Below are 13,846 nucleotides of genomic sequence, written 5' to 3'. Positions count from 1 at the left end.
CTCTGGATGGTGTAGGTCGCCAGGTCACGCCCCTTGGCCGGAGGCATGAGATCCAACGCGGTGCTGAAGTGGGCCCCGGCCAGCCTCGGGCACCAGCCCGTCCGTGAAGGCCCGCGCCGACTGGTACCCGCCCTGGGCCGAGAACACCGCCGCGAGCACCGCCACCCCGAGCGCCCCGCCGACCTCGCGCAGCGCGTTGTTGGCGCCGGAGGCGATCCCCTGCTCCTGCGGCCGGACGCTGGCCATCACCAGCTGGGCGGTCGGCCCGAAGTAGAGCGACATGCCGATCCCGCAGATCACGATGGCCGGCAGCTGGGCGACGTAGTCGAGGCCGGTGTTCCCGTCCACGACCAGGCCGAACCACGCCAGGCCCGCGGCCTGCAGCGCCAACCCGGTGACCACGATCGGCCGGCCGCCGATCCGGTCGGAGACGACGCCCGCGACGGGCGCGACCAGCAGCGGCATCGCCGTCCAGGGCAGCATCCGGACGCCCGCCTCCTGCGGACTGAAGCCGCCGACGCCCTGGAGGTACTGGCTGATCAGGAAGATCGAGCCGAACATCCCCAGGTACATCAGCAGGCTGGCCGCGTTGACGGCGGAGAAGGCCCGGCTGCGGAACAGCCGCATCGGCAGCATCGGGTGGGCGGCCACCCGCTGCTCGTACCAGACGAAGGCGGCCAGCAGCAGGGTGCCGGCGGTCAGGGTGCCGAGGACCAGGGGGCTGGTCCAGCCGTCCGGGTTGCCGCGGATCAGGCCGAGGACGACCCCGAACATCCCCAGGCTGACCAGCACCGTCCCGGGCACGTCCAGGGCGCGGCCCGGGCCCCGGCTCTCGCCCAGCCGCAGGAAGGCCAGCGGCAGCAGGACGAGGCCGACCGGGACGTTCACCCAGAAGATCCACTGCCAGGAGAAGTGCTCGGTCAGCGAGCCGCCGATCAGCGGCCCGGCGGCGACGGCGAGGCCGCTGACCCCCGACCAGATGCCGAAGGCCATGCCCCGCTTGGCCGCGGGCACCGCGGCGGTGAGCAGGGTGAGGGTGAGCGGCATCATCACCGCGGCACCGGTGCCCTGGACGGCGCGGGCGGCGATCAGCTCGCCGATCCCCGGCGAGAGCGCGGCCGCGGCGGAGCCGGCGGTGAAGACCGCCAGGCCGACCAGGAAGATCCGGCGGCGGCCGAAGCGGTCGCCGAGGGCCGCGCCGAACATCAGCAGCACGGCGAAGCTCAGGGTGTAGGCGCTGACCGTCCATTCGAGGTCGGACAGCCCTCCGCCGAGTTCCTCGCGGATCGACGGCAGCGCGGTGGTGACCACCAGGTTGTCCAGCGCGGCCATGAAGCCGGCCGCGCTGACGATCACCAACGTCCAGATCGCGGCTCTGCCCATGGCGGGTTTCTCCGTCATGACGTCCCCCCAGTTCCCTCTAGGTAGTTATCGATCAATAACTTCTTGGGGCCGAAAAAAGGGCCGCACGGTCCCCCGCGCGACCCGCCCGCCGGGCGCCTAGCACCCGTCGAAGCCGGCCCAGATCCGGTGGCCCGGCGGATAGCCCAGCGCCACCAGGGTGTTGATCAGCATTCCGTACGCGAAGAACCGCGTCGCGTCCTGCGCGTCGCCGCCGAGCCGGATCCTGACCCGGTCGAACAGGCCCTCCCACAGCTGCCGGGCGGTCTCCCCGACCTCCTCCTCGCCCGCCGCCCTGGCGGCGGACACCGAGACGTAGAGCTGCATCTGCATCAGCAGCTGGTCGCCGTTCTCGACCAGGCCCATGTACGCGGTGGACATCGCGTCGGCGGCGTCCTGGCCGGTCAGCCCGGTCGAGGCCTCGTCGAACACCCGCCACGTCTCCTCGACGCAGCGCTCCGCGGCCGCGGCGAACATCGCCTGCTTGGACGGGAAGAGCCGGAACAGGTACGGCTGCGAGACACCCACCCGGCGGGCGATCGCCTCGGTGGAGGTGCCGTGGTACCCGCCCCGGGCGAACTCGGTCATGGCGGCCCGGACGACGCTCTCGCGCCGCTCCTCCGCGCTCATCCGGATGCTCGACTTCGCCATGGGTCCTAAGTTAGTGGCCAATCACTACCTATGCAAGGCCCGCGGCGGCCGGAGCCCCCCACCGAGCGGGAGGGGGGCTCGGGCCACGGCCGCGCGTGACACCGGCCGGAGCCGGGATCCCGGCCGCTCAGCCCAGGCGGACGACCGCCCGGGACATGCCGAGCACCTTCTGGCCGCCCGTGGTGGCCAGCAGGTCGACCTGCACCCTGCGGTCGTCCAGCTTCTTGGCGACCTTGGCCGAGACCTCGACCACCGCACCGACGCCATCGTTCGGCACCGGTACCGGCCGGGTGAAGCGCACGCCATACTCGACCACCGCGGCCGGGTCGCCGACCCAGTCGGTGACCACCCGGATCGCCTCGGCCATGGTGAACATGCCGTGGGCGATGACGTCCGGCAGGCCGACCTCCAGGGCGAACTTCTCGTTCCAGTGGATCGGGTTGAAGTCGCCCGAGGCACCCGCGTACCGCACCAGTGTGTCGCGGGTCACCGGGAAGGACTGCGCCGGCAGCTCGGTGCCGACCTCGATCCCGTCGTAGTCGATCGCCATCGCGCTCACTCCCCCGCCTCGTCGGCGGCCCGGGCCACCAGGGTCATGACCGACGTCACAACGTGCTCGCCGGTCCCGTCCGTCACCTCGCCACGCACGGTGAGCACGTCGTTGCCCGCCAGTGACTTGATGTTGTCGATGGTCACCACGACCGACAGCCGGTCGCCGGCCCGCACCGGGCGGGTGTAGACGAACTTCTGGTCGCCGTGCACCACCCGGCTGAAGTCCAGCCCGAGCTCCGGGTCCTCGACCACCTGGGCGGCCGCCCGGTAGGTGATCACGAACGGGAAGGTCGGCGGGGCGATCACGTCGGAGTGCCCCAGCGCCTTGGCCGCCTCCGGGTCCCGGTACGCCGGGTTGGCGTCGCCGATCGCGGTCGCGAACTCGCGGATCTTCTCCCGGCCGACCTCGTACGGCTCGGTGGGCGGGTAACTACGCCCGATGAAGGAGGGGTCGAGCGCCATGGCAGCTCCTCGGAACGCGGGTGGATACGAAAAAACTCCGGGCCGCACCCCCTGAGGGATGCGGCCCGGAGCATGAAGACCTGAATTCACACAGGCCCGTCGCCCTGCGAAAGGGTCAGCGGGTCTCGCGGTGCGCGGTGTGCGAGTTGCAGCGGGGGCAGTGCTTCTTCATCTCAAGACGGTCCGGGTCGTTACGCCGGTTCTTCTTGGTGATGTAGTTCCGCTCCTTGCACTCCACGCAGGCCAGCGTGATCTTCGGGCGGACGTCGGTGGCAGCCACGGGAGTGCCTTCCTTGGACAACGAATAAGAACACAACAAGAGTAGCCGACCGGGAGTGCGATCTCCCGACCGACTACGCGGGGTAGCGGTGACCGGACTTGAACCGGTGACACAGCGATTATGAGCCGCTTGCTCTACCAACTGAGCTACACCGCCACAGTGATCCGCAGCACAGCCGGAGCTGACTGCTTCTCACCCGAGCCCCCATGCGGAATCGAACCGCAGACCTTCTCCTTACCATGGAGACGCTCTACCGACTGAGCTATAGGGGCGAACGAGGAAGAGATTACACGTTTCGCGCCCGGAGGTGAAATCCGTATCCCGCGGCGAAGACCGCAGGTGGGCGAGGGGTACGGACGGACGATCCAAGGCCCGGCGTTCGATCGGCCCCGGAGGCGTGCGGCCCGACCCGATACGACTATTGCCCGCCTCCCGGCGCCCCGCCCCCCGGGCCCATAGGCTCGACGCTCATTGATCGGGAGAGCCGGCCGCCGGTACGGGCCGGCCGTACGGGGCCGCCCGCACGGGCCGGCGCGAGAAGGAGCCGGCGATGGACAGCGCAGCCGCCGACGGGCCGCACTCCGGGCCCGGCCCGGCGGCCAACCCGCTCGGGCACGGCCCCGTCCTGCTGCTCACCGGCGCCCGGCTGGCCGACGGGCGGGTGGTGGACGTCCGGATCAGCGGCGACCGGATCCAGGCGGTCGGCACCGTCGGCAGCCTCGGCCCGCTCCCCGCCCTGCCCGGCGCGCCCACCGTCACCACCGGCGCCCGGATCGACCTGCGCGGCTACCTGCTGCTCCCGGCCCCCGCCGAGGCCCACGCCCACTACGACACCGCCTTCTCGGCCGCCCTGACCACCCCGCCGCCCGACACCACGGCCGACCTCACCCGGCGGATCACCGAGGCCGCACTGACCTCGCTCGGCTACGGCGCCACCGCCCAGCGCACCCACGTCCGGATCGGCGACGTGCACGGACTGCGCCGTCTGGAGGCCGTGCTCACCGCCCGGCAGGCCCTGGGCGGGCTGGCCGAGCTCCAGGCGGTGGCGATGCCCCGGCTGCTCACCGGACGGGCCGGCGCGGACGGCCGGGCGCAGCTGCGCGAGGCGCTCAAGCTGGGCGCCACGGCGGCCGGCGGATGCCCGGAGCTGGACCCCGACCCGGCCGGGTACGTGCAGCTGCTGCTGGAGGCCGCCCGGGAGGCGGACTGCTCGGTGGACCTGCACACCAGTGCCGCCGACTCCACCCAACTCGCCAGGATGGCCGGGGCGTTGGCGCCGCTGCGGCCGAGGGTGACGCTCGGCCCGTGCGGGTCGCTGGCCCGGGGCGCCTCGACGGTCCTGGCGAGCAGCGGGGTCCGGGTGGTCTGCCTGCCCCAGAACGGCTGCTGCGTCGGGCTGGAGGGCCGCACGCCGGTTCTCCGACCGGGCCTGGTGCGGGAGTTGGCGGCCGCCCGGGTACCGCTGGCGGCGGGCAGCGGGGCGCTGCGCGACCAGTCCAACCCGGTCGGCCGGGCGGATCCGCTGGAATCGGCCTATCTGCTGGCGGCCGGCGGGGAGTTGGAGCCGGAGGCGGCGTACGACGCGGTGGCGAACCAGGCCCGGGCGGCGCTCGGGCTGGCGCCCGTCCGGGTGGACGCCGGGTTCCCGGCGGAGCTGCTGGCGGTGCGCGGGGACAGCCTGGCCGGGGCGCTCGCGGGCGGGCACAGCCGGCTGGTGGTGCACGGCGGCCGGGTGGTCAGCCGGACCAGCGCGGTCCGGGAGTTCGCGGACACGGTGGCGCTGGCGCTGCCCCGGCAGTGCGGGGGCGGGAACGGCTGAGCCGGGGGGCGATTCCGGGGCGACGGGAAGCAGCGGGAAGCAGATGGGGGCGCGCGACGGGTGTCGCGCGCCCCTCCCCCACCTGCCGGCCGTCCGGGGACGGCTGACGAGGCGGCCCCAGGCCTCCCCCACACGGAGCAGGGCCGCTCGTTCGAGAACGACACTACGCCCACGGAGCACCGCCGCCAGGCGGCCTTGACGCCCTCCTGTCGCCCAACGATCCGCTCTTGACGGCGCGTTGACGGCCTGCGCGCCGCCACCGCCGCACCGGGCCGCCACCGCCGCACCGGCCCGTCACCGCCGCACCGGGCCGTCACCGCCGCACCGGGCCGTCAGGGCACGTACCGGTACCCGATCCCCGGCTCGGTGATCAGGTGCCGGGGCCGGGCCGGGTCACGCTCCAGCTTGCGGCGCAGCCCCGCGAAATAGACCCGCAGGTAGTTGCCGCGCTCCTCCTGGGCCGGGCCCCACACCTCGCGCAGGATCTGCCGTCCGGGCACCAGCCGGCCGGGGTTGGCGAGCAGCAGGGCGAGGATGCGCCACTCGGTCGGGGTGAGCCGGACCGTGCCGTTCGGGCCGTTCACCGCGGTCGCCGCGAGGTCCACGGTGTGGTCGCCGATCACCGGACGGCCCAGCGGCACACCGCCCAGCGGCCGGCGCAGCACGGCGCGCAGCCGGGCCAGCAGCTCGTCCATCAGGAACGGCTTGGTGAGGTAGTCGTCGGCGCCCGCGTCCAGGGCGCCCACCTTGTCGGCGGCGTCGGTCCGGCCGGAGAGCACGATGATCGGCATCGCGCTGTGGGTGCGCAGGCCGCGCAGCACGTCCATCCCGTCGAGGTCGGGCAGTCCCAGGTCGAGCAGGACGGCGTCCGGGGCGCTGTGCGCGGCGCGGTCCAGGGCCTCGCCGCCGCTGGCGGCGGTGCGGACGGCGTACTGCCGGGCGCTGAGGTTGATCCGCAGGGTGCGCAGGAGAGCCGGCTCGTCGTCGACGACCAAGATCTCACTCATGCGTGGGTTCCTCCCCTGGAACTTCGGGCTCGGCGGTGGCGGGGTCCGCGACGGCCCCGGCGGCCCCGGCGGCGACGGGCAGGGTGAGCAGCATGGTGGCGCCGCCGCCCGGGGTGTCCTCGACCTCCAGGCTGCCGCCCATCGCCTCGGCGAGGCCGCGGGAGAGGGCGAGGCCGAGGCCGACGCCGGTGGTGTTGTCGGTGTCGCCCAGGCGCTGGAAGGGCAGGAAGACCCGGTCGCGGTCCTCGGGGGCGATGCCGGGGCCGCGGTCGATCACCCGGATCTCGACCTGGTCGGCGTGGTGGCTGGCGGTGACCAGGACGGGCGCGCCGGGGGCGTTGTACCGCAGCGCGTTGGTGATCACGTTGGCGAGCACCCGCTCCAGCAGCGGCGGGTCGGCGAGCACCGGCGGGGCGGTGTCGAGGTCGAGCGGCTGGACCGGCGCGTACGGGTCGGGGAGGCTGTCGAGCGCCCGGGGCAGGATCTCGTCCAGGTGGGTCTCGGTGAGGTGCAGAGTGAGCGCGCCGGCCTGGAGACGGCTCATGTCGAGCAGGTTGTCGACCAGCCGGGTGAGCTTGACCAGCGACTCGTCGGCGGTGGCGAGGAGCTCGGCCTGGTCCGCGGGCGAGAACTCGACGTCGGGGCTGCGCAGCGAGCCGACCGAGGCGCGGGCGGCGGCCAGCGGGGTGCGCAGGTCGTGGCTGACGGCGGCGAGCAGGGCGGTGCGCATCCGGTCGGCGGCCTTGATCGGCTCGACCTCCGCGGCGACCACGGCCAGCCGGTCGCGCTCCAGCGCGGCGGCGACGTGGGCCGCGAAGGCGGTCAGCACCCGCTGGTCGGCGGCGGGCAGCCGGCGGCCGGTGAGCACCAGGACGGCGTCCGTGCCGACCGGGACCTCGGTGGTCTCGTGCGGCCCCTCGCCGTCGTCCTGGTGGTCCCCCTCGCAGTGTGCGAGCACCTCGTCGTCGGCTCGGGAGAGCAGGGCGACGGCCCGCATGCCGAAGGCCGTCCGGGACTTCTCCAGCAGGGCGGGCAGCGCGTCGGCGCCGCGCAGCACGCTGCCGGCCAGGGTGGAGAGGGTCTCGGCCTCGGCGGTGGCGCGGGCGGCCCGGCTGGTGAGCCGGCCGGCGTGGTCGACCACGGTGGAGACGGTGAGCGCGATGGCCGCGAAGACCACCAGGGCGACGATGTTGTTGGTCTCGCCGATGGTCAGACTGTGGGTCGGCGGGATGAAGTAGTAGTTGAGCAGCATCGAGGCGACGACCGAGGCCAGCAGGGCCGACACCGCGCCGCCGAGCAGGGCCACGATGACCACGCCGAGCTGGAAGATCAGCGCGTCGGTGGTCAGGTTGATGCTGTGGTGCGCCTGCGAGAGCAGGACGGTGAGCAGCCAGGGCACCGCCAGCCCGGCCAGGTAGCCGGCGATGGTGCGGCGGCGGGAGTGGCGGCGGCCGAGCGAGGGCAGCCGGCCGCGGCCGGTGAACTCGTGGGTGACCATGTGGACGTCGATGTCCTCGGAGGCGTCCACGGTGGTCTGCCCGGTGCCGGGGCCGGTGAGGAAGCGGTTGACCCGGCCGCGGCGGCTGGTCCCGAGCACCAGCTGGGTGGCGTCGTGGGCGCGGGCGAAGGTGAGCAGCGCGGTGGGGACGTCGTCGCCGACCACCACGTGGTAGCTGCCGCCGAGGGTCTCCACCAGCAGCCGCTGCTGGGCGAGCGCGCCGGAGGAGGCGCCGGCCAGGCCGTCGCTGCGGGAGACGTGGACGGCCAGCAGGTCGCCGCCGGCCGTGCGGTCGGCGATCCGGGCGGCCCGGCGGATCAGGGTCTCGCCCTCGGGGCCGCCGGTGAGGGCGACCACGACCCGCTCGCGGGTCTCCCAGACCCGGTCGATGTTGTGGCTGGCCCGGTAGTCGCGCAGGCCCTCGTCCACCCGCCCGGCCACCCAGAGCAGGGCGAGTTCGCGCAGGGCGGTGAGGTTGCCGACCCGGAAGTAGTTGGAGAGCGCGGCGTCCACCTTCTCCGCCCTGTAGACGTTGCCGTGGGCCATCCGGCGGCGCAGCGCCTGCGGGGCCATGTCGACGAGTTCGATCTGGTCGGCCCGGCGAACCACCTCGTCCGGGACGGTCTCGCGCTGCGGGATGCCGGTGATCTTCCGCACGACGTCGTTCAGCGACTCCAGGTGCTGGATGTTGACGGTGGTGATGACGTCGATCCCGGCGGCGAGCAGCTCCTCGACGTCCTGCCAGCGCTTGGCGTGCCGGCCGCCGGGGATGTTGGTGTGCGCCAGCTCGTCCACCAGTACGACGGACGGCCGGCGGGCGAGCACGCCGTCGAGGTCCATCTCCTCGAACTCGGCGTCCCGGTAGGCACGGTGGACCCTCGGCAGGACCTCCAGGCCCGCCAGCATGGCCTCGGTGTGGCGTCTGCCGTGGCACTCGATGTAGCCGACCGCGACGTCGACCCCGCGTTCCTGTCTGCGCCGGGCCTCGTCCAGCATCCGGTAGGTCTTGCCGACCCCCGGTGCGGAGCCGAGGTACACCCTCAGGCGGCCGCCGCGGATGCCGGTGCCGGGGGTGAGGTCGCGAGCCATGGGCACTGCTCTTTCCATCGGAGGTGGTGCACGTCTGCGGACGCGGGTCGGCCGGCCCGGGCGCGGGAGGCATGCTCCCGCACCCGGGCCGGCCCGGTCACCCGTTTGTTCGATGTGGTGTCACTTCTGCTCGCTGAGCGCCTTGTTGAGCAGCACGACGTTGACGCCCTCGTTGCCGAGGAAGCCGATCGAGCGGCCCTCGGTGTACTCGTCGACCAGTTTGTTCACCGTCTCCAGCGGCAGGCCGCGCGTCCTGGCGACCCGGTCGGCCTGCTCCTTGGCGTACGCGACCGAGATGTGCGGGTCGAGGCCGGAGCCGGAGGCGGTCAGCGCGTCGGCCGGGACGCTCGCCGGGTCGACGCCGTCGAAGGCGGCGACGGCGGCGCGGCGGTCCTCGACGGCCTTCAGCAGGTCCTCGCTGTTCGGGCCGAGGTTGCTGGCGCTGGACGAGGAGGCGTCGTAGCCGGTCCCGGCGGCGGAGGGCCGGGGCTGGAACCACTTAGGGTCCGGCCGGGCCTCCTCCTTCGGGTCCTCGGGGTCCTTCTTCGGGAGGTCGAAGTTCTGGCCGATCAGGCTGGAGCCGATCTCCTTGCCGTCGGACGAGACCGGCGAGCCGTTCGCCTTGTCGCCGAAGGCGACCTGGGAGACACCGGTGATCAGCAGCGGGTAGGCGACCCCGAGGATCACGGTCAGCACGAGGAGGACCCGCAGGGCCGTGAAGTGGGTGCGGAGGGTCGTCGGCAGGGGCTTGGACATGGTTTTCTCTCCTTCCCCGCGTCAGCCGAGGCCGGGGATGAACTGGACGATCAGGTCGATCAGCTTGATGCCGACGAACGGCACCACCAGGCCGCCGAAGCCGTAGACCCCGATGTTGCGGCGCAGCAGCGAGCTGGCGTCGGACGGGCGGTAGCGCACGCCGCGCAGGGCGAGCGGGATCAGGCCGATGATGACCAGGGCGTTGAAGACGATCGCCGAGGTGATCGCGGACTGCGGGCTGTGCAGGCCCATGATGTTGAGGTGGCTCAGGCCCGGGTAGACCCCGGCGAACATCGCGGGGATGATCGCGAAGTACTTGGCCACGTCGTTGGCGATCGAGAAGGTGGTCAGCGCGCCGCGGGTGATCAGGAGCTGCTTGCCGATCTCCACGATCTCGATCAGCTTGGTCGGGTTGGAGTCCAGGTCGACCATGTTGCCGGCCTCCTTGGCCGCCATGGTCCCGGTGTTCATCGCGACGCCGACGTCGGCCTGGGCGAGCGCGGGGGCGTCGTTGGTGCCGTCGCCGGTCATCGCGACCAGCTTGCCGCCCTCCTGCTCCTTCTTGATCAGGGCCATCTTGTCCTCGGGCGTGGCCTCGGCGAGGAAGTCGTCCACGCCGGCCTCCTCCGCGATCGCCTTGGCGGTCAGCGGGTTGTCGCCCGTGATCATGATGGTCTTGATGCCCATCCGGCGGAGCTCGTCGAAGCGCTCCCGCATGCCCTCCTTGACCACGTCCTTGAGGTGGATGACCCCGAGGACGCGGGCGGGCCCGTCGCCGACCCTGGTGGCGACCACCAGCGGGGTGCCACCCGCGGCGGAGATCCCGTCGACCAGGGCGGAGACCTCGCCGCCGACCGAACCACCGTTCTCCGTCACCCAGTTGGAGACGGCGCCGGCCGCTCCCTTGCGGACCTGGTGAAGGCCCTCGGCCTCTTCCAGGTCGACGCCGGACATCCGGGTCTGGGCGGTGAACGGGACCCAGGTGGCGTGCGTCAGCTCGCCCTGGGCGCGGGCCCGCAGACCGTACTCGGTCTTGGCGAGCACCACGATCGAGCGGCCCTCCGGGGTCTCGTCCGCGAGGGAGGAGAGCTGGGCGGCGTCGGCCAGTTCGTCGGTGGACACGCCCGGGGCGGCCAGGAACTCGGCGGCCTGGCGGTTGCCCAGGGTGATGGTGCCGGTCTTGTCGAGCAGCAGGGTGTTGACGTCGCCGGCGGCCTCGACGGCACGGCCGGACATCGCCAGCACGTTGCGCTGCACCAGCCGGTCCATGCCCGCGATGCCGATCGCGGAGAGCAGCGCGCCGATCGTGGTCGGGATCAGCGCCACGATCAGGGCGACCAGGACGATCATCGACTGCGGGGCGCCCGCGTAGGTGGCCATCGGCTGGAGCGTGACGACCGCGACCAGGAAGACGATGGTCAGCGAGGCCAGCAGGATGTTGAGCGCGATCTCGTTCGGCGTCTTCTGCCGGGCGGCGCCCTCGACCAGGGCGATCATCCGGTCGATGAAGGACTTGCCGGGCTCCGAGGCGATCTTCACCACGATCCGGTCGGACAGCACCTTGGTGCCGCCGGTGACGGCGCTGCGGTCGCCGCCGGACTCGCGGATCACCGGCGCGGACTCACCGGTGATCGCCGACTCGTCGACGGACGCGACGCCCTCGACCACGTCGCCGTCACCGGGGATGACCTGCCCGGCCTCGACCACCACGTGGTCGCCGAGCCGCAGCGCCGTGCCCGGCACCTCCTCCTCGGCCCGGGTCGCGGGCCAGTTCGTGAGGCGGCGGGCGACGCTCTCGGTCTTCGTCTTGCGCAGGGTGTCGGCCTGGGCCTTGCCGCGCCCCTCGGCGACGGCCTCGGCCAGGTTGGCGAAGATCGTGGTGAGCCAGAGCCAGACGGTGATGGCCCAGGCGAACACGGACGGGTCGGCGATCGCGGCGACGGTGGTGACCACCGAACCGACCTCGACCACGAACATCACCGGGTTCTTGACCATCACCCGGGGGTCGAGCTTCCTCACCGCGTCCGGCAGGGACGCGACGATCAGCTTGGGGTCGAGCAGACCGCTCGCCACTCTGTGCGGCGCGGCAGGCTCGGCCTTGTCGGCCGGTGCGGGGTTGAGCGTAGGGGTGGACATCAGGAGGACAGACCTTCCGCGATCGGCCCGAGAGCCAGGGCCGGGAAGTAGGTGAGGCCGACGACGATCAGGATCACGCCCGACAGCAGGCCCACGAACAGCGGCTTGTGGGTGGGCAGGGTGCCCGGGGTGGCCGGGACCGGCTGCTGCTGGGCAAGCGAGCCGGCCAGCGCCAGGACGAAGACGATCGGCAGCAGCCGGCCGAAGATCATCGCCAGGCCGAGCGCGGTGTCGTACCAGTCGGTGTTGACGGTGATGCCGCCGAAGGCCGAGCCGTTGTTGTTGGAGGCCGAGGTGAAGGCGTACAGCACCTCGGAGAAGCCGTGGGCGCCCGAGTTGAGCATCCCGGCGCGCTCGCCCGGCAGGGCCATCGCCACACCCGTGCCGACCAGCACGATCGTCGGCGTGGTGAGGATGTACAGCGAGGCGAACTTCATCTCCCGGCCGCCGAGCTTCTTGCCCAGGTACTCGGGGGTGCGGCCGACCATCAGACCGGCCACGAACACCGCGACGACCGCCAGCACGAGCATCCCGTAAAGGCCGGAGCCCACACCGCCGGGCGCGATCTCGCCCAGCATCATGTTGAAGACCGTCAGCCCGCCGCCGAACGGCGTGTACGAGTCGTGAAAGGAGTTCACCGCACCGGTCGAGGTCAGCGTGGTCGAAGCGGCGAACAGCGAGCTGGCGGCGATGCCGAAGCGCTGCTCCTTGCCCTCCATCGCGGCGCCCGCGGCCTGCAGGGCGGTGCCCTGGTGCTGCGACTCGGCGAGGGTCAGCAGACCCACCGAGGCGATCCAGAACAGGCCCATCACGGCGACGATCGCGTAGCCCTGGCGGTTGTCCCCCACCATCCGGCCGAAGGTCCGCGGCAGCGCGAACGGGATCAGCAGGATCAGGAAGATCTCGACCAGGTTGGTGAAACCGGTCGGGTTCTCGAACGGGTGCGCCGAGTTGGCGTTGAAGAAGCCGCCGCCGTTGGTGCCGAGCAGCTTGATGACCTCCTGCGAGGCCACCGGCCCGCCCGGGATCTTCTGGACGCCGCCCGCGAGGTTGGTGACCTCGTGGAAGCCGTGGAAGTTCTGGATCACGCCGTTGGCGGCCAGGACCAGGGCGAAGACGATCGAGACCGGCAGCAGCAGGCGCAGGTTGATCCGGACGAGGTCCACCCAGAAGTTGCCGACCCGGTCCGTCCGGTTGCGGGTGAAACCCCGGACCAGCGCGGCGACGACGGCGATGCCGACGGCCGCGGAGACGAAGTTCTGCACTGCCAGGCCCGCCATCTGCGCCAGGTGGCCCATCGCGGACTCGCCGCCGTAGGACTGCCAGTTGGTGTTGGCGACGAACGAGATCGCGGTGTTCCAGGCCTGGTGGCCCTCCATCTGCGGAACGCCCAGGTTCAGCAGCAGGTAGCCCTGGAGGCGGATCAGGCCGTAGAGGAAGAGGACGGAGACGGCCGAGAAGGCCAGCACCGAGCGGAGGTACGCCGGCCACCGCTGGTCGGCGTCCCCGTCGACGCCGATCAGCTTGTAGATGCCGCGCTCGACTCTGAGGTGCTTGGCGGAGGTGAGGAGCTTGGCGATGTAGTCGCCAAGGGGGCGGTAGCACAGGGCCAGCGCGCCGACGAGGGCGATGACCTGGAGCCAGCCCGCGAGAGTGGATCCCATGTCAGAACTTCTCCGGGAAGATCAGCGCCACGACGAGATAGCCGACGAGCGCGACGGCCACGACCAAGCCAGCGATGTTCTCCGCGCTCATGCGGCCACCTCGCTGCGCTCGCCGGGCACCTGGCGCGACACGCGCCCCACAATGGTTCGTTCGCTGCGCTCACTCACAGCTTCTCCACCCCCCGCGCGATCAGGGCGATGACGGCGAACACGGCGACCGTGACACCGACGTAGATGAGATCGGACATGGGCTCCACCAGAGCGGTTCGGGAGATGCCGCGACCTGGGCCGAAGGGCTCGCGCGGCGCCGGCGGACGACCGGCAGATGCAGCAAAGCAGCCGTCAGGGGCGCGTTATTGGCCCCTGACGCCCTCCATACGGGTGATAGCGCGACGTTGACGCGACGTTGACGGGCGCTTCACCGGACCGAGACCGTCGTGATCGGGCCGAGATGTGCGGGTGGGGGCGCGAGGGCGGGGGCAGGCGCGCGCGGCATCACGGTGGCCCGCAGTCTGGTCGGCAACTACGTCA

12 protein-coding genes and 2 tRNA genes are annotated in these 13,846 nt (G+C 72.1%); 1 reads left to right on the top strand and 13 read right to left on the bottom strand.

What is annotated here, in order from left to right; genetic code table 11:
- Positions 1–24: 24 nt before the first annotated feature.
- The 7 genes from AB0E96_RS28510 to AB0E96_RS28480 all read right to left on the bottom strand — a co-directional run bounded on the left by AB0E96_RS28510 (position 25) and on the right by AB0E96_RS28480 (position 3,618).
- A complete protein-coding gene (locus tag AB0E96_RS28510) occupies positions 25–1,401 on the bottom strand; it encodes an MFS transporter (protein ID WP_359828483.1) in 1,377 nt (458 codons plus the stop codon).
- Positions 1,402–1,500: 99 nt separating this feature from the next.
- On the bottom strand, positions 1,501–2,052 hold the full coding sequence (locus tag AB0E96_RS28505; RefSeq protein WP_359828482.1) for a TetR/AcrR family transcriptional regulator: 552 nt from the start codon (positions 2,050–2,052) through the stop codon (positions 1,501–1,503).
- A 127-nt stretch (positions 2,053–2,179) separates the two neighbouring features.
- Positions 2,180–2,602 (bottom strand): MaoC family dehydratase, encoded by a 423-nt coding sequence (locus tag AB0E96_RS28500; protein ID WP_359828481.1) that lies wholly within the window; start codon positions 2,600–2,602, stop codon positions 2,180–2,182.
- A gap of 5 nt (positions 2,603–2,607) precedes the next feature.
- Positions 2,608–3,066, bottom strand: a complete 459-nt coding sequence (locus AB0E96_RS28495) for a MaoC family dehydratase N-terminal domain-containing protein (protein ID WP_359828480.1) — start codon at positions 3,064–3,066, stop codon at positions 2,608–2,610.
- A 115-nt stretch (positions 3,067–3,181) separates the two neighbouring features.
- On the bottom strand, positions 3,182–3,346 hold the full coding sequence (gene rpmG, locus AB0E96_RS28490) for a 50S ribosomal protein L33 (RefSeq protein WP_006604855.1): 165 nt from the start codon (positions 3,344–3,346) through the stop codon (positions 3,182–3,184).
- Positions 3,347–3,429: 83 nt separating this feature from the next.
- A tRNA-Met gene (locus tag AB0E96_RS28485) sits at positions 3,430–3,502 on the bottom strand.
- A 43-nt stretch (positions 3,503–3,545) separates the two neighbouring features.
- A tRNA-Thr gene (locus AB0E96_RS28480) sits at positions 3,546–3,618 on the bottom strand.
- Between the two features lie 278 nt (positions 3,619–3,896).
- Here AB0E96_RS28480 and AB0E96_RS28475 point away from each other — a divergent pair.
- On the top strand, positions 3,897–5,165 hold the full coding sequence (locus AB0E96_RS28475) for a hydrolase (RefSeq protein WP_359828478.1): 1,269 nt from the start codon (positions 3,897–3,899) through the stop codon (positions 5,163–5,165).
- A gap of 332 nt (positions 5,166–5,497) precedes the next feature.
- Here the strand turns inward: AB0E96_RS28475 and AB0E96_RS28470 are convergent, their stop codons facing one another.
- The 6 genes from AB0E96_RS28470 to kdpF all read right to left on the bottom strand — a co-directional run bounded on the left by AB0E96_RS28470 (position 5,498) and on the right by kdpF (position 13,406).
- The gene (locus AB0E96_RS28470) at positions 5,498–6,172 is read right to left on the bottom strand and encodes a response regulator (protein WP_359828476.1); all 675 of its coding nucleotides are present in this window, start codon (positions 6,170–6,172) and stop codon (positions 5,498–5,500) included.
- A complete protein-coding gene (locus AB0E96_RS28465; RefSeq protein WP_359828474.1) occupies positions 6,165–8,759 on the bottom strand; it encodes a sensor histidine kinase KdpD in 2,595 nt (864 codons plus the stop codon). Before AB0E96_RS28465 ends, AB0E96_RS28470 begins: the two co-directional genes overlap by 8 nt.
- 120 nt (positions 8,760–8,879) lie before the next feature.
- Positions 8,880–9,515 (bottom strand): potassium-transporting ATPase subunit KdpC, encoded by a 636-nt coding sequence (gene kdpC / locus AB0E96_RS28460; RefSeq protein ID WP_359828472.1) that lies wholly within the window; start codon positions 9,513–9,515, stop codon positions 8,880–8,882.
- A gap of 21 nt (positions 9,516–9,536) precedes the next feature.
- Positions 9,537–11,651: a potassium-transporting ATPase subunit KdpB gene (gene kdpB, locus AB0E96_RS28455; RefSeq protein ID WP_359828470.1), complete on the bottom strand. Its 2,115-nt coding sequence runs from the start codon at positions 11,649–11,651 to the stop codon at positions 9,537–9,539.
- Positions 11,651–13,315 carry a potassium-transporting ATPase subunit KdpA gene (kdpA, locus tag AB0E96_RS28450; protein ID WP_359828469.1) on the bottom strand — a complete coding sequence of 555 codons (1,665 nt, stop codon included), beginning with the start codon at positions 13,313–13,315 and terminating at the stop codon, positions 11,651–11,653. The genes kdpB and kdpA overlap by 1 nt, the downstream gene beginning before the upstream one ends.
- A gap of 1 nt (position 13,316) precedes the next feature.
- On the bottom strand, positions 13,317–13,406 hold the full coding sequence (kdpF, locus tag AB0E96_RS28445) for a K(+)-transporting ATPase subunit F (protein WP_045693083.1): 90 nt from the start codon (positions 13,404–13,406) through the stop codon (positions 13,317–13,319).
- Positions 13,407–13,846 lie beyond the last annotated feature (440 nt).

Source organism: Kitasatospora sp. NPDC036755, assembly GCF_040636595.1.
Lineage (GTDB): Bacteria > Actinomycetota > Actinomycetes > Streptomycetales > Streptomycetaceae > Kitasatospora.
Note: the sequence above shows the minus strand (reverse complement) of the source record. Positions and strands in the feature narration are given on the sequence as shown.